General features: G+C 69.5%; 23 protein-coding genes. 8 read left to right on the forward strand and 15 right to left on the reverse strand.

Annotated elements, in window-relative coordinates:
- Positions 1-46 precede the first annotated feature (46 nt).
- From AB0E69_RS18760 to AB0E69_RS18770, 3 genes are all read right to left on the reverse strand, one after another.
- Positions 47-1,411, reverse strand: coding sequence for an adenylate/guanylate cyclase domain-containing protein (locus tag AB0E69_RS18760; RefSeq protein ID WP_360146915.1), 1,365 nt, complete (start codon positions 1,409-1,411; stop codon positions 47-49).
- The gene (locus tag AB0E69_RS18765; RefSeq protein ID WP_360146918.1) at positions 1,404-3,131 is read right to left on the reverse strand and encodes an FAD-dependent oxidoreductase; all 1,728 of its coding nucleotides are present in this window, start codon (positions 3,129-3,131) and stop codon (positions 1,404-1,406) included. Before AB0E69_RS18765 ends, AB0E69_RS18760 begins: the two co-directional genes overlap by 8 nt.
- 129 nt (positions 3,132-3,260) lie before the next feature.
- Entirely contained in the window at positions 3,261-4,856 is a 1,596-nt protein-coding gene (locus AB0E69_RS18770; RefSeq protein ID WP_360146921.1) for a M4 family metallopeptidase, read from the reverse strand.
- A gap of 160 nt (positions 4,857-5,016) precedes the next feature.
- Between AB0E69_RS18770 and AB0E69_RS18775 the strand changes: the two genes are divergently transcribed.
- On the forward strand, positions 5,017-6,108 hold the full coding sequence (locus tag AB0E69_RS18775) for a DNA primase small subunit domain-containing protein (RefSeq protein WP_360146923.1): 1,092 nt from the start codon (positions 5,017-5,019) through the stop codon (positions 6,106-6,108).
- Between the two features lie 30 nt (positions 6,109-6,138).
- Positions 6,139-6,612, forward strand: coding sequence for a carboxymuconolactone decarboxylase family protein (locus AB0E69_RS18780; RefSeq protein ID WP_360146926.1), 474 nt, complete (start codon positions 6,139-6,141; stop codon positions 6,610-6,612).
- A gap of 82 nt (positions 6,613-6,694) precedes the next feature.
- Here the strand turns inward: AB0E69_RS18780 and AB0E69_RS18785 are convergent, their stop codons facing one another.
- Positions 6,695-7,450 (reverse strand): SDR family oxidoreductase, encoded by a 756-nt coding sequence (locus tag AB0E69_RS18785; RefSeq protein WP_360146929.1) that lies wholly within the window; start codon positions 7,448-7,450, stop codon positions 6,695-6,697.
- A 179-nt stretch (positions 7,451-7,629) separates the two neighbouring features.
- Positions 7,630-8,406, reverse strand: coding sequence for an SURF1 family protein (locus AB0E69_RS18790; RefSeq protein WP_360146932.1), 777 nt, complete (start codon positions 8,404-8,406; stop codon positions 7,630-7,632).
- 57 nt (positions 8,407-8,463) lie between these two features.
- On the opposite strand from AB0E69_RS18790, the gene moaA reads away from it, so the two are divergent.
- Positions 8,464-9,483: a GTP 3',8-cyclase MoaA gene (gene moaA / locus AB0E69_RS18795; RefSeq protein WP_360146935.1), complete on the forward strand. Its 1,020-nt coding sequence runs from the start codon at positions 8,464-8,466 to the stop codon at positions 9,481-9,483.
- A 61-nt stretch (positions 9,484-9,544) separates the two neighbouring features.
- Here the strand turns inward: moaA and AB0E69_RS18800 are convergent, their stop codons facing one another.
- Together AB0E69_RS18800 and AB0E69_RS18805 are read right to left on the reverse strand one after the other, a co-directional pair.
- Complete coding sequence (locus AB0E69_RS18800) at positions 9,545-9,748, reverse strand: hypothetical protein (protein ID WP_360146938.1); 204 nt, start codon at positions 9,746-9,748, stop codon at positions 9,545-9,547.
- A gap of 177 nt (positions 9,749-9,925) precedes the next feature.
- Positions 9,926-10,285, reverse strand: coding sequence for a DUF3099 domain-containing protein (locus AB0E69_RS18805; RefSeq protein WP_360146941.1), 360 nt, complete (start codon positions 10,283-10,285; stop codon positions 9,926-9,928).
- A gap of 85 nt (positions 10,286-10,370) precedes the next feature.
- On the opposite strand from AB0E69_RS18805, the gene AB0E69_RS18810 reads away from it, so the two are divergent.
- The 5 genes from AB0E69_RS18810 to AB0E69_RS18830 all read left to right on the forward strand — a co-directional run bounded on the left by AB0E69_RS18810 (position 10,371) and on the right by AB0E69_RS18830 (position 14,822).
- Positions 10,371-10,583 (forward strand): dodecin, encoded by a 213-nt coding sequence (locus AB0E69_RS18810; RefSeq protein WP_360146944.1) that lies wholly within the window; start codon positions 10,371-10,373, stop codon positions 10,581-10,583.
- A 153-nt stretch (positions 10,584-10,736) separates the two neighbouring features.
- Positions 10,737-11,441: a 3-oxoacyl-[acyl-carrier-protein] reductase gene (gene fabG / locus AB0E69_RS18815; protein WP_360146947.1), complete on the forward strand. Its 705-nt coding sequence runs from the start codon at positions 10,737-10,739 to the stop codon at positions 11,439-11,441.
- Between the two features lie 29 nt (positions 11,442-11,470).
- A complete protein-coding gene (gene fabI / locus AB0E69_RS18820; protein WP_360146950.1) occupies positions 11,471-12,247 on the forward strand; it encodes an enoyl-ACP reductase FabI in 777 nt (258 codons plus the stop codon).
- A complete protein-coding gene (locus tag AB0E69_RS18825; protein WP_360146953.1) occupies positions 12,247-13,932 on the forward strand; it encodes a Mur ligase family protein in 1,686 nt (561 codons plus the stop codon). Before fabI ends, AB0E69_RS18825 begins: the two co-directional genes overlap by 1 nt.
- Positions 13,933-13,970: 38 nt before the next feature.
- Positions 13,971-14,822, forward strand: a complete 852-nt coding sequence (locus AB0E69_RS18830) for a hypothetical protein (protein ID WP_360146955.1) — start codon at positions 13,971-13,973, stop codon at positions 14,820-14,822.
- Here the strand turns inward: AB0E69_RS18830 and AB0E69_RS18835 are convergent.
- From AB0E69_RS18835 to AB0E69_RS18870, 8 genes are read right to left on the reverse strand one after another with little or no spacing between them, the layout of a single operon-like run.
- Complete coding sequence (locus AB0E69_RS18835; protein ID WP_360146958.1) at positions 14,815-15,648, reverse strand: hypothetical protein; 834 nt, start codon at positions 15,646-15,648, stop codon at positions 14,815-14,817. The genes AB0E69_RS18830 and AB0E69_RS18835 overlap by 8 nt on opposite strands.
- The gene (locus AB0E69_RS18840; protein WP_360146961.1) at positions 15,645-16,166 is read right to left on the reverse strand and encodes a SigE family RNA polymerase sigma factor; all 522 of its coding nucleotides are present in this window, start codon (positions 16,164-16,166) and stop codon (positions 15,645-15,647) included. Before AB0E69_RS18840 ends, AB0E69_RS18835 begins: the two co-directional genes overlap by 4 nt.
- 55 nt (positions 16,167-16,221) lie before the next feature.
- On the reverse strand, positions 16,222-16,761 hold the full coding sequence (locus tag AB0E69_RS18845) for a Dyp-type peroxidase (protein ID WP_360148507.1): 540 nt from the start codon (positions 16,759-16,761) through the stop codon (positions 16,222-16,224).
- Complete coding sequence (locus AB0E69_RS18850; protein WP_360146964.1) at positions 16,653-17,345, reverse strand: Dyp-type peroxidase domain-containing protein; 693 nt, start codon at positions 17,343-17,345, stop codon at positions 16,653-16,655. Before AB0E69_RS18850 ends, AB0E69_RS18845 begins: the two co-directional genes overlap by 109 nt.
- Positions 17,342-17,851: a copper chaperone PCu(A)C gene (locus AB0E69_RS18855; protein ID WP_360146967.1), complete on the reverse strand. Its 510-nt coding sequence runs from the start codon at positions 17,849-17,851 to the stop codon at positions 17,342-17,344. The genes AB0E69_RS18850 and AB0E69_RS18855 overlap by 4 nt, the downstream gene beginning before the upstream one ends.
- A 22-nt stretch (positions 17,852-17,873) precedes the next feature.
- Positions 17,874-20,666, reverse strand: a complete 2,793-nt coding sequence (gene cphA / locus AB0E69_RS18860) for a cyanophycin synthetase (RefSeq protein WP_360146970.1) — start codon at positions 20,664-20,666, stop codon at positions 17,874-17,876.
- Between the two features lie 9 nt (positions 20,667-20,675).
- The gene (locus tag AB0E69_RS18865) at positions 20,676-21,728 is read right to left on the reverse strand and encodes a cyanophycinase (protein ID WP_360146973.1); all 1,053 of its coding nucleotides are present in this window, start codon (positions 21,726-21,728) and stop codon (positions 20,676-20,678) included.
- A 25-nt stretch (positions 21,729-21,753) separates the two neighbouring features.
- Positions 21,754-23,124, reverse strand: coding sequence for a carbohydrate-binding protein (locus AB0E69_RS18870; protein WP_360146976.1), 1,371 nt, complete (start codon positions 23,122-23,124; stop codon positions 21,754-21,756).
- Positions 23,125-23,184: the final 60 nt, after the last annotated feature.

A 23,184-nucleotide genomic window follows, 5' to 3' on the forward strand; every position in this document is an offset into this window, starting at 1 on the left:
GGTCCAACGCGTGAACAGCTGGTACCCGCCCCAAAGGCACGGGTGATCATTCGCCGCCGTCGAGGGAGAGCAGCCGGTAGACCTCCATCGGCTCCGCCTTGCCTTTCAAACTCAACAGTCCAAGGTCCTCGGTGCTCGCCTGCGGAAGTAGTGCCTTCGTCGCAGGCCCAATAGCAACCCCACCACCCGGCGCAGCTCCCTCGATCCTGGAAGCAACGTTCACCGTGTCCCCAATGACGGTATGAGTACGACCACCCTCGGTCCCGAGGAGGCTCACGGACGCGATCCCGCTGTTGATGCCGACCCGGAACTGCGGCCAGGTCGGATGTGCGGCCCGTACGGCGCTCGCCGCCGCCTGCAGCGCCAAACCGGCCGCGGCCGCCCGGCGGGCGTGGTCCGGCTGGTCCCCGCGCTTGTTGAACGTCACCATCAGCGCGTCCCCGATGATCCGGTCCACGTCTCCGCCGTGTCGCCGGACCACCGGCGGTACGACGACCTCGAAGTACGTGTTGAGCATCGCCGCGACCTCGGCCGGGTCGTGCAGCTCGGAGAACGTTGTATACCCCTGCAGGTCCGCGAACAGCACGCTCAGCTCGCGCTCTCCGGCCACGGTGTCCTCCTGGTACAGGTCGGCGAACCGCTCCTCGTACCATTGGATCCGCACCCCGGCCACGACCAGCGCGAAGGCGGCCAGCATCAGTCCGTGCCACTCCCACCAGGACAGGTGCCAGTTCCGCGCGAACACCAGCGCGACCATCGCCTCGCCGAGCAGCACGAACGCCGAGATGATCGACAGCAGCATCAACGACGGCCGCGCCCACCACATGCGCAGGTACCGGGCCGCGCTGACCGCGTACAACAGCACCGCGGGGATCGCGAGCCCGGTGAGGATGCCATCGGCAACCTCCGGAACTGAGGTCGCATGCAGGGGCGGCAGTCGCAGCACTGACGCAAACGCCCACAGGGCCATCAGCACGAGCAGGCCGACTCGCAGCCTTCGTCCCCACCTGATGCCGGAGACCGTTAGGCTGGACAGGAATGCGAAGACCGACGCCAACGCCACCCCCACCGGCGTGGCAAGCGTGAACCCGGCATTCGGTGTGTCGAGCAGCACCTTCGGCGTCGCCATCGCATGCAGCCCAAGGAAGCCGGCGGCCGACAAGAACGCCAACGACACGAACAGCACGCGTGCGTCACCCCGCCGCAGCGCTGCCGCACCCGTGAGGTAAGCCAGCACTGCGCTGAGGGTGGCGGTGATCAGGACCATCCAGAAGTGCGCCGGATGGTGCTCCCAGTGCAGGTCCAGCCGCGGCCTCTCCAGCAGCAGGACCAGTCCGGCGATCGGCACCAGCAGTACCAGCGCGGTCAGGGCAACCATCGCCGGCGTGTAGGCGAACCGCCGCTCAACCATCCGAGGCGCCTTTGAGATGGGTATGGATCTGCGAGACCACCACTGAACCCTCACCCACCGCCGACGCCACCCGCTTCACCGACGCCGACCGCACGTCACCGACCGCGAACATGCCCGGAACCGTCGTCTCGTAGGGCTGCGGCGGCCGGTCCTCGACCCACAACGCGGAACCCGCCGCCTCCGACCCGGTTTGCACGAACCCGAGCCGGTCCCGCCCCACGTCGTCCGGAAGCCAGGACGTCCCGGGCACCGCCCCGATCATCACGAACAGCCCGTCGACCGCGACCGTCTCGTTGCTGTCAGCCATCCGGTCGTGCAGCACGATCTCCTGCAGCCGGCCGTCGCCACCACCGTCGACGACCTCGCTCGCCGCCCGGACGGTGATGTTGTCGGCGGCATCGATCGCATCGATCAGGTACTGCGACATGCTCGCCGACAGGTCCCGCCCGCGAATCACCAGCAGGACCTGCCGGCAGTAGCGGGCCAGGTGCAGAACCGCCTGGCCGGCCGAGTTCCCACCACCGACCACGCACGCGACCCGATCCTTCAACCCGTGCGCTTCCGAGACGCTGGCGCCGTAGTACACGCCGGCTCCGACGAGCTTCTCCAGCGACGGTACGTCGAGCCGCCGGTACGCGACGCCGGTCGCGAGTACGACGGCCCGCGCCGTCACCTCGCCGACGTCACCGATGTTCGCGACGAAGCGGTCGCCCTGCCGCGCGAGCCGCAGTACGGACCGCATCAGAACGAAGTGCGCCCCGAAGACCCACGCCTGCTGGTACGCGCGTTGTGCGAGCTCCGACCCGCGGATGCCGCGCGAGAAGCCCAGGTAGTTGCGGATCAGCGAGCTGGTCCCGGCCTGCCCACCGATCGACTCCCGCTCGACGACCAGGGTCCGCAGCCCCTCCGACGACCCGTACACCGCCGCGGCGAGGCCGCCCGGCCCGGCGCCGATCACCAGGACGTCGAACGACCGGTCCTCGTCCTCGGCCAGCGTCGTCGAAACACCCCACGCCTCGGCGATCTCCACGTCGGTCGGATCGTGCAGCACCTTGTCGCCGACCGCCGGCATCCACACCAGTACGCCGTCCCCGGGGTCCGGCTCGCCGATGTACTCCAGCGCGTCGTTGGCGAGCGGCGTACCGCTGGCGCGGAACGCGCTCGGGATGCCGTTGCGACCCAGCAGGCTGCGCACGGCCTGACCGCGGACCGAGTTCTCGGCCGCGATCACGACCACCTCGCGCCAGTTCGCGACCTCGAACCGCGACCACTCCTGGACGAACTCCGCGACGGTCCGGTGGAACAGCTCGTCGTGCTCGATCCACGGCTTGAGCACGTAGTAGTTGATGTCGCCGACCGACATCGCGGACAGGATCGCGGCCGCGGTGCCCCGGTCGGCCCACGCACCCCACTCGATCAGCAGCGCCCGCCGCGCGTCCGGGTGCAGCGTCCGCGACGCGGCCAGGACCTCGGCCCGGTCGGCGTCGGGCAACGCGTGGTCGACCAGCACCACGGCTACCCGCTGCTCCCAGTCGTGTGCTTGCTGTAGGCAACCGACCGCGGCGGCCGCGGTCAGCTCGCCCCGCACCCTGAAGTCGGGCCCGAAACCCCGCTCCAGTTCGCTTTCCGACCGTTCCAGACGCTCCGGACCAGCGTCGACGACAAGCAGTAGCGGCCGCGCTGCGCGCAGTCGCGGCCCACCTCCAAGGTCCCCACCCATGGTTGTGACGGTAGGTACGGGAACCCGAAGGAGCAATGGCCAAAACGTTTGAACGCCGGTCCTGTCCGCCCCAGTGGGACAGGACCGGCGAAAACCATCAAACGCTTCAGCTGACTCTTGGTTGACCCCTTAGTTGACGCTGACGGCGGACCAGGTGGCGGCGACGGCCGCGCGCTCCGGGCTGCTCGCGCCGTACAGGTCGGTGGCCGCGTTCAGCGTCGCGGTCCGGGCCTGGGCGTACGTCGTACCGCTGGTCATGTACGTCGTCAGCGCGCGGTACCAGATCTTGCCGAGCTTGTCGTGGCCGATCCCGGTGAGGGTCGTGCCGTTGCAGGTCGACCCGTTGTGCGGCAGGCCGCCGATCGTCTTCGCGCCGGTGCCCTCGGCGAGCAGGTAGGCGAAGTGGTTGGCGACGCCGGAGGAGTAGTGCACGTCGAGGTTGCCGATCCCGGAGTACCAGCAGTCCGGGGACGTGCCGTCCCGGCTCGGCTTGTCCATGTACCGCAGCGCGGGCCGGTCCTTCATGATCTCCTCGCCGATGTAGTAGTCACCGGGGTCGGAGGTGTTGTTGGAGTAGAACTCGACCATCGTGCCGAGGATGTCGCTGGTGGCCTCGTTCAGGCCGCCGGACTCACCGGAGTAGGTCAGGTTCGCGGTGTGCTCGGTGACGCCGTGGGACATCTCGTGGCCGGCCACGTCGATCGACACCAGCGGGCCTGCGGCCACGTTGTCGCCGTCGCCGTACGTCATCTGCTTGCCGTCCCAGAAGGCGTTCACGTAGTTGGTGCCGTAGTGGACGCGGCTCGGGACGCCCTTGCCGTCGTTGAAGATGCCGTTCCGGCCGTGGACGTTCTTGTAGTAGTCGAACGTGGTGGCCGCGCCGTAGTGCGCGTCGACGGCCGCGGAGGCCCGGTTCGAGTTGTTGCCGGTGCCCCAGTGGTTGTCCGCGTCGGTGAACCTGGTCGGGGTCGGGCAGCCGACGCCGAACAGCTGGCAGATGATCGAGTCGGTCTTGTTGTTCGCGTCGGCGGTGAAGCCGTTGCCGCGGACCGGGTCGGTCAGCGTGAAGCCACCGGTGGCCGGTGTGGTGTCGATCGGGACGAGGCCGGAGTACAGGCTCTGGCCGTCGCCGGTTGCCGTCTCGATGTGCTGCTCGCTGACCAGCTTGGCGCCGGTCACGGCGTCGACGGTGGTGGTGATGCGGCTCGGCGTACCGTCGGCCTGGGTGCCGGCGGTGGTGACCAGGTAGGCCAGGCGCGGTGTGCCCTTGCGGGCCTCGATCACCAGGGTTGGCTTGCCCTCGGCCTTCAGACCCTTGGTGAGGGCCTTCGCGGTGGCGGTGGCGACGCTGACCTTCGGCGTACGGTCGACGTTCGCGCTGCGGGTCAGGGTCAGGCTGGCGCCCTTGAAACCGCCGTCCTTGGTCTCGTGCACGACGACGTCGCCGCCGAGGACCTGGAGGCCGCCGATGGTCCGGTCCATCCGGACATGGCTGCCGCCGTCGGCGTCGACGATGACGTCCTTCACCGTGAAGGCGTCCGCGGTGGTCGCCCGGAGGGCGGTCAGGTTGCTGCTGATCGCCGCGCGGGCCTTGGCGACGGCGGCCGCTGGGGTGGGAAGGGGTGCTGCGGTGGGTGCCCCCGTGGCACTGGTGGCGCTGGTCAGTCCGAGGGCGGTGGTCGTCGCTACTGCGGTGGCAGCGGCGAACAGGGCGGATCTGTTCATCCTCGCGCTCCTTGTCAGGTGTCCCGGAGGCCTCACGCCCCAGGAACGAGGTGCAGGAACGTTACCGCTCAGTCACGTACCGTGGCCAGAGGTTGAGAAAAGTTGCCTTTCCACCGGCTCCGGGCCGATTTTGGTCGGCCCGGGGCGATAGCGTCGCGGCATGGCGAAGAGCTCAGCGGTCATGCTCACTGCGGGGGACCGCGAGGTCCGCGTCTCCAGTCCGGAGCGGGTCGTCTACGAGGCGACCGACTGGGCTCCGGAGGTCACCAAGCTGCAGGTCTGCGAGTACTTCGTCGCGGTCGGTACTGCGTTCATGCACGCCTCCGGCGACCGGCCCGTCGCCCTCGAGCGCTGGCCCGGAGGATGGCGCGAGGGGATGAAGCTGTCGGTGGACACGTCCGGCCGGCAGACCGGGGACGGGTTCTACTCGAAGCGGCTGCCGAAGGGCGCGCCCGACTGGCTCGAGACCTGCCGCGTGCTGACGCCGAACGATCGCCCGATCGACGAGCTGTGCCTGACCGAGATCGCCGCCGCGGTGTGGGCGGCGCAGATGGGCACGCTGACCTTCCATCCGTGGGCCGTGCGCAAGACCGATCTGGATCATCCCGACGAGCTGCGGCTCGACCTCGACCCGCAGCCCGGGGCGACCTTCGCCGACGCCCGGCGGGTGGCTGGTGTCGCGCGGGAGCTGCTCGAGGAGCTCGGGTTGCGCGGGTACCCGAAGACCAGTGGGAACCGGGGGATCCACATCTACGTGCGGATTCGGCCGGAGTGGGGTTTCGACGACGTACGGCATGCCGCGATCGGTCTGGGGCGTGAGCTGGAGCGTCGCGACGACGGGGTGACGACGGCGTGGTGGAAGGAGGAGCGTGGGGACGCGTCGATCTTCCTCGATTTCAACCAGAACCTGCGGGACCGGACGGTCGCGGGGGCCTGGTCGTTGCGGCCGCGGCCGGGGGCGCCGGTGAGTACGCCGATGACGTGGGAGCGGCTCGCCGAGGTCGACGATCCGCGGGCGTTCAACCTGCACACCGTGCCGGAGTACCTCGCCGACGGTGATCCGTGGGCGGACATGGACGAGACGGCGTACCCGCTCGACGCGTTGCTGGAGCTGTGGGAGAAGCTCCCGGGCGGTGAGCTGAACTTCCCGCCCGACTACCCGAAGATGCCGGGGGAGCCGCCGCGCGTGCAGCCGAGCAAGAAGGTCGCCGAGCACTGGGACGAGCAGGGCAACCGGATCGAGAAGGACTGACATTCTCGCGGGCTGTCTCGTCGGGTGGGTATGAATCCACGCTTGAACCTGTTCACCAGTGACGTCTTCACCAAGTTCATCAAGCACCTCAACGCGGCGGCCCGGGTGGCGACCACGGTCGGCGTACCGCAGAGCACGATCGAGCTGATGGAGCTGCGCATCAGCCAGATCAACGGCTGCGCGGTCTGCGTCGACATGCACTCGAAGGAACTCGCCCACCACGGCGAGCCCGCGGTCCGCATCAACCTGGTCGCAACCTGGCGCGAGGCCACCGTCTTCACCGAGGAGGAACGCGCCGCCCTCGCCCTCGCCGAAGCAGGCACCCGCCTGGCCGACGCCGCCGGCGGAGTCCCCGACGAAATCTGGCAAACCGCCACCAAGCACTACACCGAAGAACAGCTCGCAGCCCTGACCACCGCCACAGCCGTCATCAACACCTGGAACCGCCTCAACATCATCACCCAGCAGCCCGCAGGCGATTACGTCCCCGGCCAGTTCGCCTAACGATCCCGACCTGGCCGACGAGCTGTTCCGCGCGGGGAGGGGCGGGGGCGCCGAGCCCGCTCCCTCCCCTCGCCGGGCCTGGCTAGATCGTGCGGAGGGCGCCGCCGTCTACCGGGATGATGGTGCCGGTGAGGTACGAAGCTGCTGGGGAGAGGACGAAGGCGGCTACTCGGCCGAATTCGTCGGGGTTGCCGTAGCGGCGAAGGGGGATGGTTTTCTCGGAGGCCCGGCGGGTGGCTTCGGGGTCGCCGGCCTTGGCGTCGAGTTCCTTGAGGCGGTCGGTGGCGATTCGGCCGGGCATCAGACCGTTGACGCGGGTGCCGTTCGGGCCGAGCTCGTCGGCGAGGGTTTTCGCGATCATCGCCAGCCCGGGGCGCAGACCGTTCGAGATCGCCAGCCCGCCGATCGGCGACTTCACCGACGACGAGAGTACGAACGCGATCGACGTACCCTCCGAGCCGGCCCGCGCCACCGCCCGCGCGATCCGGAGCGCACCGAGGAAGACGCTGTCGAACGCGTTCCGCCAGTCGTCCTCGTCGGAGTCGAGCGCCGTCCCCGGCCGCGGACCACCGACGCTGATCAGCGCACCGTGCAAAGCACCCCACTTGGCGATCGCGGTCGCGGCCAGCCGCTCGGCGCTGTCCGGATCGGCATTGTCGACCGGGATGCCGACCACGTTCTCGCCGAGCTCGGCAGCCGCGCGGGCGATCGATTCCTCGTTCCGGCTGGAGATCACCAGCCGGGCGCCTTCGGCGGCCAGCGCCTTCGCGGTCGCGAAGCCGAGCCCGGCGCTGGCGCCGGTGACGATGTAGGTGCGGTCACGCAGTCCAAGGTCCACGCCACCATCCTGCCTCACCCCACCAGCTCCCGCACCTCGACGGTTCGGGGCCCTCGGCAAGAAACTCTCAGTAGGCAGACCGCCGGACTCGGCCGCGGTCAGCAGCCAGGCCGCGTTCACCCAGGCGACATCGTTGCGCAGGGCAACAATCTGTTGTGCAGGCGTCGTGCGCTTGGTCCTCAGTCCGGGGTTCCGGCATGTGCTTCCGGGCGGTCGGCGACTGCTTGTTCCCCGTCGGTCTTGTTGTTCTGTCTGGTGAAGTAGATCAGCCCGCCGATCGCCAGGAGGGCGAAGAAGAACCACTGCAGGGCGTAGAAGAAGTGGGGGCCGTCGTCGATCTCCGGGCCGGGGAGGCCGTCGAACGCCGGATCGTTGGCCGGCTGCTGCTTGTCGACGGTCAGGTACCCGTCGTACAGGTTCAGTCCCAGGACCTTCGCGAAGTCCGGTCCGTTGATGAGTCGCGCCGTACCGTCGTCCGGCGTCCCGCCGTTCGTGTGGCCGCCGTTCTCGCTGCGCCGCAGCCGGCCGGTGACCGTCACCTCGCCGGTGGGTACCGGGGGCACGTGACCAGGCATCAGCTCGGCGCCCTGGCGGTCAAGGAAGCCACGGTCGACCAGGACCGCCTTCCCGTCCGGGAGCAGCAGCGGGGTGACGATCTCGAACCCCGGCCGGTCGTCCACGTTGCGGTACTTCAGGATCACCTGCTTCGAGGCGTCGTACTGGCCGGTGACGACCGCCGTCCGCCACGCGTGCTGGTCGCCGACCAGGCCCTGCGGGCCGACGATCTGATCGATCGGCGCCGGCGCGGCGGCCAGGTTGGACCGGGTCACCTCGTTCCGCGCCTTGCGCTCGTCGAGGCGGTGCAGCTGCCACCGCCCGAGCAGGACGCACACCGCGGCCAGCACCAGGACCCCCAGCGCGGCTGTCAACCAGCGGACATTCATCAACCGACCCACGTCTCGAACTTAAGCCATCGCCTGAAAACCACTGCGGGCGGCACGTAGGCTGGAGCGATGACAGCGATCCACGAGGTGACTCAGCAGGGGCTGGCGGACCGGTACGGCCGGGTCGCTACCGACCTGCGCGTGTCGCTCACGGACCGTTGCAACCTGCGCTGCACGTACTGCATGCCCGAGGAGGGCCTGGACTGGCTGGCCAAGCCCGAGCTGCTGACCGACGACGAGATCATCCGCCTGGTCACGGTGGCGGTGACGCACCTCGGAGTCAACGAAATCCGCTTCACCGGCGGTGAGCCGCTGCTCCGCCGCGGCATCGTGGGCATCGTTGCCGGTACGACGGCTCTCACGCCGCGGCCCGAGGTCTCCTTGACCACGAACGGCATCGGTCTGGCCCGGCAGGCGACGGCGCTCAAGGAAGCCGGTCTGGACCGGGTGAATGTGAGCCTCGACACGATCCGGGCGGACACCTTCCAGCAGCTCACCCGGCGCGACCGGCTGAAGGACGTCCTGGCCGGGCTCGAAGCGGCCCAGGCCGCCGGCCTGACGCCGGTGAAGGTCAACGCGGTCCTGATGCGCGGTGTGAACGACGACCAGGCGCCGGAGTTGCTGCAGTTCTGCCTCGACCACGACTACGAGCTGCGGTTCATCGAGCAGATGCCGCTGGACGCCCAGCACGGCTGGGACCGGGCCACCATGGTCACAGCCGACGAGATCCTGGAGCGGCTCGTGGACCGGTTCGGCCTGACGCCGGCCGATGCCTCGACGCGCGGGAGTGCGCCGGCCGAGTCGTTCCTCGTCCACGGCGGCCCGCAGACGGTCGGCATCATCGCGTCGGTCACCAGGCCGTTCTGCGGCGACTGCGACCGGGTCCGGCTGACTGCCGACGGTCAGGTCCGCGACTGCCTGTTCGCACGCACCGAGTCGGACCTCCGGACGGCGCTCCGGGACGGTGCCGACGATGCCGAACTGGCGGACCGCTGGCGGCGCGCGATGCGGAACAAACTACCGGGCCACGGCATCAACGACCCGAGCTTCCTGCAACCGTCACGGCCGATGTCCGCGATCGGCGGCTGAGTTCCGCCGGACCGCGATCCGGAAATGTACTTTTCCGGATCAACATCGGGTTAGCCAAAAGCTAGGAGAAAGGCTCGACCTCGCGCAGGAATGACCTCCGGGCGAGGAAGTCGGACAAGCTCTCCTTGTGCTCGTCACACGCCAGCCAGCTCTTCCGCCGGTCGGGGGTGTGGATCTTCGGGTTGTTCCACAACAGCGCCCAGGTGGCGGCGTTGCCGCAGCCCCGGGCAGAGCAGACGGCCGGGGTCGCTTCTTCGGGAGGCATTCCTCTGCATTCCTGATGACTCAATAATCAAAACAGTGGGGAAAATGAAGCGACGTCGGACAGCCACGGGGGGAGCCGTCCGACGCCGCATCAAGTCTCTGAATTCCAGTGGTGAACTTCAGAGCACGCGGGAGATTCTGACACGGATCAGTCCAAGTTTTCCAGTCCCGGCACAGATCACTTTTCGGTGTCGGTCCGAGGGTGCTCAACAGGGTCTTGATCGGCGGGTACGACGACCGTCGGCGCGGGCCCGATCGCGGTCCGGTCGGGGGCGACGTACGCCGCCGCGACGGGCTGCGTCGACGACCGGTGCGCGTTCGCCAGCACGACCGCGAAGTACGGCAGCGCGATCGCGCCGACCACGAACAACCACCGCCACGGCGACGGGGTCAGCACGGCCAGCACGAAGCAGACGATGCGGATCGACATCATCCACGCGTACCGAACGATCCGGCTGTCCAGATCCTCGGACCGGCCCGGTTGTGCACTCGTCACCGAGATGACGGTCTCGCCGGTCCGTTCACGACGCCTCGACATCTATCCTCCTCAACACAACCAACGGTACGCCGCGCTGCCCGCCCGCGCGCAGCCCGGCCGCAACCAGGATGGAGAGGTGCGTCTCATGACCGATCGGACCTACCGGGTCACCGAGATCGTCGGCACGTCGAAAGAGGGCATCAACCAGGCGATCACCAACGGCGTCGCCCGGGCCGGTGAGACCCTGCGGCACCTCGACTGGTTCGAGGTGACCGAGATCCGCGGCCACATCGTCGACAACCAGATCGACCACTACCAGGTCGGCATGAAAGTCGGCTTCCGCCTCGAAGACTCCTGACCCGCACGAGGGGATAACCCCTCCGCTTGGGGGTTCACCCCTGGTACACCACCGGAGAACCCTCAAGAGGCGGGGATAACCCCTCGAACGGGGGTGGGGGGTGGGCGCGATAGCGTTCGGGCGACTGACTGGGTGCTGGTCCGAGGAGGGTTTGTGGGCAGATCTGTGCTGGTGACCGGGGGTAACCGGGGGATCGGACTGGCGATCGCGAGCGCGCTGCGGGACGCCGGTGACCAGGTCGCGGTGACGTACCGCAGTGGTGAGCCGCCGGAGGGCTTCCTCGGCGTGAAGTGCGACATCACCGACCAGGGGCAGGTCGACGCGGCGTTCGAGACCATCCAGGAGCAGCAGGGACCGGTCGAGGTGCTGGTGGCCAACGCCGGCATCACCCGCGACACGCTGCTGCTGCGGATGTCCGACGACGACTGGGACGCGGTCATCGAGACCAACCTGACCGGCTCGTTCCGGGTCGCCCGGCGGGCCGCGAAGGGCATGCTGCGGCTGCGCAAGGGCCGGATCGTCTTCATCTCCTCGGTCGTCGGCGTGATGGGCTCGCCCGGCCAGGTCAACTACGCCGCCAGCAAGTCGGGCCTGATCGGCATGGCCCGGTCGATCGCCCGTGAGCTCGGCAGCCGCGGTATCACCGCGAACGTGGTCGCTCCCGGCTTCATCGACACGGACATGACGGCCGTGCTGCCGGAGGAGACCCAGAAGCAGTACCTCGGCCAGATCCCGCTCGGCCGGTTCGGCTCGACCGCGGAGATCGCCAACGCGGTCCGCTGGCTGGCGTCCGAGGAGGCCGGCTACATCACCGGCGCGGTGATCCCGGTCGACGGCGGCATCGGCATGGGCAACTAACTCTTCTTCTGAACGTCTACTGAAAGGGAATGCCGGTGGGCATCCTCGACGGCAAGCGGATCCTCGTCGCCGGAGTCACCCTCGACTCGTCGATCGGTTTCGCCACGGCCAAGGTGGCGCAGGAACAAGGCGCCACCGTCCTGATCTCGAACTTCGGTCGCGCCCTGAGCATCACCAGGCGGATCGCCAAACGGCTGCCGCAGGAGCCGCCGGTGCTGGAGCTCGACGTCACGAACGCCGAGCACCTCGCCGCGCTGCCGGACGCCGTCCGCGAGCACGTCGACGGGCTCGACGGCGTCGTGCACTCGATCGCGTACGGCAATCCGGAGACGATCCTCGGTGGCAAGTTCCTGGACGGCCCGTGGGAGGACGTCGCCCAGGCGGTGCACGTCTCGGCGTACTCGCTGAAGTCGCTCGCGACCACCTGCGCGCCGCTGATGAGCCGGGGTGGCAGCGTCGTCGGGCTGACCTTCGACGCGACCGTTGCCTGGCCCGGGTACGACTGGATGGGGGTCGCGAAGGCCGCGCTCGAGTCCACGAACCGGTACCTCGCGCGGGATCTCGGTGCCCAGGGCATCCGGTGCAACCTGGTGTCGGCCGGCCCGCTGAAGACCCTGGCGGCGAAGGCGATCCCGGGCTTCGAGAAGTTCGAGGAGCCGTGGCTGGACCGCGCCCCGCTCGGCTGGGACCCGTCCGACCTCGAGCCGACCGGCCGCACCATCGTCGGCCTGCTCAGCGACTTCTTCCCCGCGACAACGGGCGAGATCATCCACGTGGACGGCGGCTACCACGCGATGGGAGCGTGATGGCCACTTCGATGGTCGAGCTCCGGGTGCTCGACGGCGCCAATCTGTACTTCTCCCGGGCGGCGGTGAAGCTCACGCTGGACGTGTCGGCGTTGGTCGACGCGCCGGCGCCGGCTGCGAAGGCTTATGCGCAGGCGATCGGGCTGGGTGCGACCCGTCCGGGCCGGATCGGGTCCGGGTTCCGGCAGCGGTTCGCGATCCGGGTCGCGGGTCACGTCGTACGGCGGATCGCGCGCGAGGCGGGGATCGGCCGGATCGGTGTCCGCGTCCGTCCGGAGTCCGACGTACGGCGACTGGTCGTGGCCTTCCCCTGGGCCCACGAAGGTCGCGCCCGCGCTCTGGGTACGGCGATCGTCGAGGTCCTGGACGCCTTCGGTGACGAGGACCTGACCGAGCTGATCGCGACCGTCGGCGACCGGGTCCGGAACGAACCGCCGGGCAACCCGCCGCCGACCCTGCGGCCGAAGGTGCCCGTGGTCGCGGTCACCGGGACGAACGGCAAGACCACGACCTCGCGGATGATCGCGCACATCGGCCGCGCGGCCGGGCTGCACGTCGGCTGGTCCAGCACCGACGGCGTGTACTTCGACGGCGAGCTGATCAAGTACGGCGACTACTCCGGCCCGAGCGGTGCGGCGCAGGTGCTGGCCCAGCCGGGGATCCAGCTCGCGGTGGTCGAGACCGCCCGCGGCGGGATCCTGCGCCGGGGCGTCGGCATCGCCTACAACGACGTCTCCGTGGTCACCAACGTCAGCGCCGACCACCTCGGCCTGGGCGGCATCGACACCGTCGACCAGCTGGCCGAGGTGAAGGCGGTCATCACGCAGATCACCCGCCCGCGCGGCTGGTGCGTGGTGAACGGCGACGACCCGCGGACGTTCGCGATGCGGCTAGGTTCGCCGGCCAAGAGCTGGGTGTTCTCACGCGATCCCGACTCGCCGTCGATCCGGACCGTGCTCGACGAGGGCGGCCGGGCGACAACCGTGCTGGACGGGTTCATCACCGTGCTCGACCAGGCGACCGATCCGGAGCCGCTGCTGAAGGTCGTCGACGTACCGATGACGCTGTCCGGGCTGTCGCACTACAACGTCGAGAACGCGCTGGCCGCGGCCTCGGCGGCGCTCGGGCTCGGCCTCCCGCGTGCGGCCGTGATCGAGGGCCTGAGCACGTTCGCGCCGAACGAGAACAACCCCGGCCGGATGAACATGTACTCGCTGCGTGACTTCACGGTCGTGATCGACCTCGCGCACAACGAGGCCGGGCTGGAGGCGCTGATCGAGATCATGAACGGCGTCCGGCCGCGGGGCGGGCGGCTGCTGCTGGCGCTTGGTTCGCCGGGCGACCGGGCCGACGACATGGTCGCCGCGCTCGGTGCGATCGGCGCGCGGGCGGCAGACCGGGTGATGATCGGCCACAAGAGCGACTACCTGCGCGGACGGCCACCGGCCGAGCTGGAGGCGGTGTTCCGCGAGGGTGCCGCATCGGTGGGCGTGGACGACGTACCCGCGTTCCCGACCGAGCTCGAGGCGGCGCAGGCGCTGGTGGGGGAGGCGAAGCCCGGAGATGTCGTCGCGGTGATGTCTCTGCAGGATCGGGCGAGTCTTGACGGCTGGTTGCGGTCCGAGGGAGCTACTGTCGACACACCGGAGATCTTGAAGGCCAAGGTCGAGAGAGCTCAGCACTAAGCCCCTCCGCCCACCGGTTGGGGTGGAACGGGGTTTGGATGCGCTACTTGTGGTCGATCCCGGCCGCGGTGGTCGCCTGGTTCGTAGGCGGCTTCTCCGCGACGTACTTGAAGGGCCTGCCCGCCGGCGCGACGGCGTTCGTGCCGGCGCGGGTCGACCTGCTCATCCTCGGCGGCATCTCCGGCGGCGTACTCGCGGGACTGTTGATCGGGCGCGTCCGGGTCGCCGTACCGCTCGTGCTGGTCGTTGCCGGGGGCATGTGGTGGCTGAGCGGCAACACCTGGCACGACCGGGGTCTCGTGGTTGCGTTGCTGGTGGCAAGCGCCGTCGGCGGGTTGGTCGGTGCCCTGGGCACCAGAAGCTCGGTGATCGCGGCGTTCGCGCTCGCGCTGCCAGTCGCGTGGTACGCGCTGCGGCCGGCCGAGCAGCTGAGCGACTGGCGCTGGCTGTGGCAGCTCAACGGTCTTCTGGTCGCAGCCGGCCTGGCCGTGGTGCTCTACGTCGCCTGCTGGAAGCGCGGATGGCGGTCGGCGTGGTTCTGGGTTCCGCTCACCGGCTTCTACCTGGTGTGCTTCGGGATCGTGAAGGCGGTGCAGGAGGCCGGCCGCTCGGACGGGACGCCGATGGACGCCGTCGGCGACGCGTCCACGGCGGCGTTCTTCCAGTCCTTCGAGCCGCTGCTGCGCGAGTACTGGCCGTGGCTGGTGGTGGCGGTACTGCTCGCGATCCCGATGACCGCGCTCAAGCTGCGGGCCCTCCCGCCACCACCGCCTCCGGCCGACCCGTACGCCGACCGCTCGAACGACGCCGTACTCGGCGACGATCTCGACTGGATCGACCGCGACGAACCGCGCCGCCGGATCCTCCCGCGCCGGGACCCGGTTATCTAGTCGGCGCCGCCGCGAGCCTGCCCGCCGCATTGAGCGGCGTGACGGCGGTGACGTTGGCGTCCATGGCAGGTACCAGGACCGAGAAGAAACGCAGCTTGTCGGTCGCCGGGGTGCCGATGGCGTCGGTGAGGTACGTCCGGCCGGCTGCCGTCACGCGCACCTTCCGGGCATCGAGCGGCACCACACCGAACACGAGCGTGTAGTTCATCTTCACACCGCTCTTCTCCCGGGTGGAGGCGGTGGCGGTTGCGAACGCGCTGCGCTGCCCGGGTTTCAGTGTGAAGCAGCTGTACGGCCGGCCGAAGCTGTTCGCCGGACCCTCGTCGGTGACGATGCACGCGTCGCGGGAGAACGCCAGAACGCCGACGGACTCGGTCGGGATCGTGTACTTCGCGAGGTAGTACGCGTGCGGCCGGTAGGCGTTCGCGTCCGGCATCTTGGTGAACCTCTCGGCCGACCACGGCGCGGGGAGCTTCGTCTTGCTGTCGCCGAGGTTGCTGCCCGGTTTGACCGGGACCTGGCTGGGGGTGTGGCTCGAGCTCGGGGCCGAGCTCGGTGTCGCCGGCGTCGGCTTCTTGCTCGGCAGCTGGCTCGGTGCGGTCGGAAAGCCGGCCACGCTGGGCCCTGGCGAAGCGTGCAGCGAGCCCACGACCGGGCCGGTGCCGAGGGCGACCGCCGTCACGGCGGCCGCGCTGGCGACCACGACCGTGGCGCCGCGGCGGCGCCGGCGGCGGGCGATCCGGAGGCGGATCGGAGCGGCCGGGTCGACCGGCTCGGGACGGTCATCGGTCAGTACGGTGAGCTTGTCGGTCAGGTCGTCGGTCATGCGATCCCCCTGGTGGCGAGGTCGGCCAGTTCGTCGGCCGTGGTGAAGGTGAGGTCGGTGCGGAGGGTGCCGAGGCCGCGGCGGGTGTGTTGCTTGACGGTGCCGACCGAGCAGCCGAGCAGTTCGGCGACGGTCTGTTCGGACAGGTCCTCGGCGTACCGGAGATAGACCGCGGCGCGTTGCCGCGGACTCAGGCGGCTCATCGCGGCGCGGAGCGCGACCCGTTCGTCGACCTGCGCGGTCGACGCGTCGACCGCGCGCTCGGGCGGCGTCCCGGTCGGTCGCTCGCCGATCCAGCGGCGGCGCCGACCCGAGAGGTACTTCGTGGTCACGATCTTGCGGAGGTACGCCTCGGGGCTTCCCGCGACCACCTTGCGCCAGTGGAACCACAGCTTGGTGAACGCTTCCTGAGCCAGGTCCTCGGCCTGCTGGTGGTCCAGCGTGAGCGCGTACGCCAGCCGGGCGGTGGCCGTCCACCGAGCCCGCACGAACGCGTCGAAGTCGTCGTCGACTCTCATAGGCATCCCTTCTGTCACCCCTAGAACGCCGTGGCCAGCGTCGCAGGGTGACAGGTCAGCCGAGGAGCGTCTGCCCGAGCCAGGTGCCGGGCTGGAAGCCGGGTGGGACGGCGAAGACCGCCGAACCGATCGTGGTGGTCCACTCGTTCAGGGCGTCCGCGGCATCGAGCCGGGCCAGCAACGGCAGGAACTGTCCGGAGATGTCGGCCTGGTGGCTGAGGAAGAGCAGGCCGGACTCGCGGGTCGCGCCGGTGTCGTGGACGTAGTTGAGTCCCTTGCGGAAGATCCGGCGACCGTCGTTCTCGGAGTGGTGGGAGAGCCGGGCGTGCGCGTTCTGCGCGATCACCAGCCGGCCGCCGGCGTCCCGCGCCTCGAGGTCGAGCTCGTCGTGCTCGGCGGTGCCGGTCAGAGGTGCGCCGGTGGAGAGCTTGCGGCCGACGGCGCGTTCCTGCTCGGAGCGGGTGAGTTGGTCCCAGGTGTCGAGGTTCATCCGGATCCGCCGGACCACGAGCGTCGTACCGCCGTCTTCCGTCCACACCGTGTCGTCGAAGTCCGGACCGGTCGGGTTGCCGGTCCCGTCGACCTGACCGAACAGGTTCGCCCGGTCCCGGCGGATCCGTCCCAGAAGCCCAGCTGGCGCCACACCGGGGTCGCGAACGGCTTCGCGTCGGCGATCAGCTGCCGGACGGCGTGTACGACGCTCAGCGGGTCATCGGCGCCGACCATTGCCAGCAGATCTCCGCCCGACCATGCCGCCTCCAGACGGTCATGCCGCATCACCGGCAGAGCCTCCAACCCACGCGCCGGGTGCCCGGCCAACGCGAACACGCGCGCCCCGAACCCGACCGTCACCGTCAGGCCCTTGTTCGCCGCGGCCAGCTCAGGGGCCGGGTCACCTGGAGCTCCGCGTCCGGCCGACAGGGCGACGATGTCACCGGTCCACAACCGCATCAACCGTCCGAGGCCGGCCTTGTCGGTGGCCAGCCTGAAGGCGACCAGTTCGGCATGCGCCGGAGTAGGCGCGGCGATGCCTACCTGGTGCACCCCGTACGGCGAGATCGTCCGCGGCACCAGGGCCGATGCCTGATCGTTGTCGAGCGCAACTACTGCGCCGCCGGTGACGGCGGCACCGGCGGCAGCGGCACCGGCGTACCCGAAGAACTGCCTTCTGCTGGTCACTTGGTGTGGTAGTGCTCTTGTTCTTCGGTGAAGGCCTTGACCGGGACCTTGAGGTCGTGGGTGCTGCCGTCGGAGAACTTCAGCGTCAGCGGCACCTCGTCGCCTGGCCGCAGGGTCTGCTCGAGCGCCATCAGCATGGTGTGGTCGCCGCCGGGGGAGAGGTGTGCGTGGGAGGCGGCGGGGACCGTGATGCCGCCGGGCTTCTCGCGCATCAGCATCTTGCCGTCCTGCATCGCCATCTCGTGCAGCTGCACCACGCCGGCGACCGGGGAAGTTGCCGAGGTCAACTTCACGTCGGTGTCGCCCGGGTTGGTCAGCGACATGAAGGCGGCCGTCATCGTGGTGTCCTTGGCGCCGGTTGTCGCACGCACCCAGGCGTCCTCGACCAGAACGCCTGGCGTGGTCGCCGCGGCCTCGTCGGCCGTCGCCTTCGGAGCCGAACCACACGCGGACAGCAGAAACGGCAGGACGACCAACGCAGCGGCTGTCAGGAGCTTCGTCTTCACGCAGCGTCAAACGAAGCTTGCTCTAGGCAAGTTCCCCTTCGCTGTCGGTGGTTTCCGGGACGAAGTCCGGGTCGCCGCCCTCGTCACCCGACCGGGCGCCGGCCTGCGCGAGGTGCGACACCGACTCCAGCTCCGCCAGCACGGTCTGATGCTGATCCACGCACAGAACGACGAGATCGCCACGGTTCGACCGGTTCAGCGCGTGCCGGGTCGCGTCCAGCTCGTCCAGCACGATGTCGACCTGCCGGCACCGGGACCCGCTCTCCATCGCCGCGCGCACCCCCGCCGCGACGAGGTCCGCCGACTCCCCACGCTTCCGCCCGCGCAGCCGGGCGTCCTCCCGGACGACGACCACGTCGAAGTGCTGCGCCGCGACCTCACCGAGCTCGCGGATGTCGTCGTCGCGCCGGTCGCCCGCGGTCGCGACCACACCGATCCGCGAGGGCCGGCCGAGCTCCGACGACGCGCTCAGGCTCTCGCCGAGCCGGTCGACGAAGTCACCCAGCATCCGCATCGCCGGCGCGTTGTGGCAGTAGTCGACGATCACGGTCCGCCCGTCGACGTCGATCTCGTTCAACCGCCCCGGCGACAGGTAGTACGACGTACTGAACGTCCGCAGCCCCTGCCGGATGTCGTGCAGCGGAGCCCCCGCGGCGAACGCCGCCGCCGCGGCCGCCATCGCGTTCTGCACGTTCATCATCGCCCGGCCGCCGAACGTTGCCGGCAGCAAGTGAGTCCAGGCCAGCTGCATCGACCGCCGGCCGTGCTTGACCACGATCATGTCGCCCAGGTCGGACCGCTCGAGGACGACGGCCCGCCCGCCCCGGCGGCAGTGTCCCTCGATGTAGTCGCGGACCTCACTGCCCGGTTCGGCCATGCTGAACCACACCACCTGGCCGGAGCACTTCCGGCGCATCTTGCGGACCAGCGGGTCGTCGGCGTTCAGGACGGCGTACCCCGTCCGTGGCACCGCCTCGACCAGCACCGCCTTCACGTCGGCGAGCTGCTCGAGCGTCTCGATCCCGCGCAGGCCGAGGTGGTCCGGCTGCACATTCAGGACGACGGCGACGTCGTTGCGCTCGTACCCGAGGCCCTCGCGCAGGATCCCGCCGCGCGCCACCTCGAACACCGCGAAGTCGACCCGCGGATTCTGCAGCACCATCCGCGCCGACTTCGGCCCGGACGCGTCCTGCCGGATCACCAGCCGCTCGTCGATCACGATGCCGTCGGTCGACGTCATGCCGACCTTGCGGCCCATGCCCTTGAAGACATGGCTGATCATCCGCGAGGTGGTCGTCTTCCCGTTCGTCCCGGTGACCGCGACGATCGGGATCCGGCTGGTCGCGCCGGGCGGGAACAGCATGTCCACCACCGGCTTCGCGATGTACTGCGGATCGCCGATCGTCGGGTTGGTGTGCATCCGGAAGCCGGGCGCCGCGTTCACCTCGCAGATCGCGCCGCCGGTCTCGCGCACCGGCTGGGTGATGTCCGGGCAGATGAAGTCGATGCCGGCGATGTCGAGCCCGATCATCCGGGCCGCCTCCTCGGCGATCTCGACGTTCTCGGGGTGCGCCTCCCAGGTCCGGTCGATCGAGATCCCACCGGTGGACATGTTGCCGGTGAGCGTGAGCTTCACCATCACGTCCTCGGGCGGTACGTCGTCCAGCTCGTAGCCCTGGTCGCGGACCAGCTGCCGGGCCGCGTTGTTGACCGTGATCCGGGTCAGGATCTTCTCGTGCCCGACGCCGCGGCGCGGGTCGGCGTTGGTGATGTCAACGAGCTCGGCGACCGTGTGGACGCCGTCGCCGACCACGTGCGCGGGCACGCGTTCGGCGATCGCCTCCATCCGGCCGTTGATGATCAGGCACCGGTAGTCCTTGCCGGTGACGAAGTTCTCCACGATCACGGAGCCGCGCCGGGACTGCTCGGCCGCGACCGGGAATGCCTCGCGAACGGCGTCCGCGTTCTGCAGGTTCAGGCACACACCGCGGCCGTGGTTGCCGTCGAGCGGCTTGCACACGACCGGGTACCCGATTTTGTTCGCCACCAGAACGGCTTCCTCGACCGTCCGCACGGACTCCGAGCGCGGCACCGGGAGACCGGCCGACGCGAGCAGCCGGGTGGTCAGGTCCTTGTCGCTGGCAACGTCCACGGCGATCGAGCCGGTCTCGGACGTCATCGTGGCCCGGATCCGCTTCGCGTGCACGCCCTGGCCGAGCTGGACCAGGCTGGCCTTGTTCAACCGGATCCAGGGAATGTCGCGCGACACCGCCTCGTCCACGATCGCCTGCGTCGACGGACCGAACGCGGTCCGCTCGGCCTGCTTGATGAACTTCTCCAGCTCGGTGGTGAAGTCGAACCCCGGGTCCGGCTGGACCAGCTGGTTGACGAACCGTACGGCGAGCTCACCCGCCGCGAGCCCGACCGCCTCGTCGGCGTACGCGTAGGTGATGTGGTAGTGGCCGGTCGACCCCTTGACCGCGCGGGTCTTGCCCCGGCGCATGTCGTGGCCCGCCTCCTGCTGCAGCTGCAGCGCGACGTGCTCCGCGATGTGGCCGAGCCAGGTGCCTTCGTGCAGCCGCTCGATGAAGCCACCCTTGCGACCCCGCGAGCAGTGGTGCTGGTCGAGCCGGGGCAGGGCCTCGAGCAGCCGCTCGGCGAAGCCGGGGATGGTGTTGGAGGGGAAATTCTCCAGCGAGCCCAGGTCGACGACCAGGTGGATGGCCGGGTCGTAGCTCCAGATGTTCGGACCGCGGTACACGCGGGTCTCGATGATCTTGAGGTCAGGGGCGGGGGTGCCGTGCGTTTCCGTCATGGGGAGGGGTCACTGTTCTGCTTGGCTGCGGTCGAGGACATGATCGGGATCGGCGCCGGCCGTGATCGGCTCGGTCGCCTCCGGTCTGGATTCCCCGGCGGCGGCAGATCTATGCGCCGTCCGCTTGCCGGCGCGCCGTTTCCGCTCCGCGTAGTACCGCGGTGACACCCCCTCGGCCGCGATCTCCTTGGCCAGCTTCCGCAGGTCCGCCTCGGCGCCCGCGAGCTCGGCGATCTCCGACGGCGACGGCTGCGGACCGTACGACAGCAGGACCCGGTCCCGCAGGTCGAACGTCGAGGTGGCCGGCAGCACGTGCAGTACGACGCCCGACGCCAGGATCGGCTCCGACCGCTTGGCGTAGTGGGCGTTGGAGGTGATCCGGCTGCCGTCGAAGATCGTCACCGCACCGCGGCCGACCACCTCCAGATGACTCCCGCGGACGACCGCGGCGGTGTCCTCGTCGACGCCGATGCCGAGCAGGCCGGGGGACTGGGCCACCAGCGACAGCAGCCGGCCGTACCGGTTCCGCTGGGCGAAGTGCTGGTCGACGATCGCGCCCTGGACCAGACCGAGACCACCGGACAGCTGGCTCATCCGCTGCCGCGGGGTGGCGCCGGAGCGGCCGAAGGCGATCATGTGCTCGGCTAGAATGCTCGCGCCGGCCGACGTACCCCCGACGGCGGCACCGCGGGCGTGGGCGGCCGTCACCGCGCGGCCGAACGCCGTACCGGTCACCACGCCGGCGAGCTTGAGCTGGTTGCCGCCGGTCATGAAGATCCCGGTCGCGTCGTTCAGCGGCGCGATGAAGGCCGGGTCGTCGGCGTCCTCCCGGTTCTCCGGGCGGACGCCGACCACGCTCTCGGCCCCGAGAGCGGCGAACAGGGCGTGGTACACGTCCACGACGTCCGGCCCGAGCGCCGAAGCGGTCGGCACCACCACGATCCGGGCCTTGGCCCCACCGGCCGCCTCGACGAACTCCTGAAGCACCATCCGCTTCTTCAGCTTGTCCTCGGCGCCACCAATGGCAAACAGAGCACCAGGCCCACCCTGTAGTTCTGACATAGCCGAAGAATAGGTGCTGTCCCCCTCAGTGACCGAACGTGAACCAGTTGAGGTTGACGAAGTCTGCAGGTTGGCCGCTGGTGAACGTGACGTAGACGTCATGGACGCCGGTGACCGCGGACATGTTGGCCGGGACGGTTCGCCAGGACTGCCAGCCGCCGGTGTTGGCGATGGCGAAGCTGCCGATCGGGGCATTGCTCCGGCTGTCCAGGCGTACTTCGACCAGTCCGCTGACGCCGCCTGCCGCGCCGGAGGCGACCCGGGCCACGAACTGCGTTGCCGGTGAGCCGCCGAAGTCGATGCCGCGGTACAAGGCCCCGTCGCCGTTGCCGATCTGCATCAGGTTCTGGCCGCCGCCGGTGTCCGTCGTGGTCTCAGTGCCCATACCGGACTGCTGTTGGAAGGCCTCGGCCTGCAGCGTGCTGTAGGCGCTGCCGCCGCCTCCTGGCGGGGGAGTGGTCGGGGGCGGGGTCGTCCCGCCACCCTTGGACGTGACGGCGACGTAGTCCACGACCATCGGCTGGTCCGGGACGGTCTCGGCTCGCGGTGTCGGGCCGTTGAGTGCGTCCGGGAACGCGCCGCCGATGGCGACGTTGAGCAGGACGAAGTACCCGGCATGAGAGGTCATGTTCGACCAGGTGTCGGCCGGGAACTGGCTCTGGCTGAGCGAGTGCCACTGCTGCCCGTCGACGTACCACCGGAGCTGGTTCGGCGACACCGACGTGTCCCACTCGAAGCGGTAGGTGTGGAACGCGGACTGGCAGGTCGAGCCCGGGCAGGCGCGGTTCGCGCCGAGGCCGGTGGTCTCGTTGCACGGGCCACCAGGGTTCACGCCGCAGTGCAGCACGCCCCAGACCGAGTTGATCCCGTTGACGTTCTCCATGATGTCGAACTCGCCGATGCCCGGCCAGTTCCAGTAGTTTCCGCGGTACGGCGCTCCGAGCGCCCAGAACGCGGGCCAGTAGCCGAGCGCGGCGTTGCCGGTGACGTTCGGCATCTGGATCCGGCTCTCGATCGCGAGCACACCACCGGCGGCCGGCTTGAAGTCGGCGCGCTGCGACTCGATCCGCGCCGACGTCCAGTTGCCGGCACCGTCACGCCGCGGGGTGATCCGAAGATTCCCGGCACCGTCGAGGGACAGGTTGCTGGGGCTGTTCGTGTAGTTCTGGATCTCGCCGGTGCCCCAGTTGCCCGGGCCACCCGGGTAACCGTGACCGGTGTCGACGATCCAGTTCGACCCGGACGGCAGGCTGCCGCCGGGTCCGTCGAAGTCGTCGCTCCACACCGTCGACCACCCCGCGGGTGGGGTCGGGGCACTGGCCTGGGCCGCGATCGTCAACGAGGTGACGGCCAGTACAGGAGCTAGTAGGGCGAGCGCGAAGGGGCGGATACGCATGTCGGCCTCCAGGGTCTGATGAGGCCAATGTGAGCGCTCTCATGGCGCTCTGTCAACGGC

This window comes from Kribbella sp. NPDC026611 (assembly GCF_040638345.1).
Lineage (GTDB): Bacteria > Actinomycetota > Actinomycetes > Propionibacteriales > Kribbellaceae > Kribbella.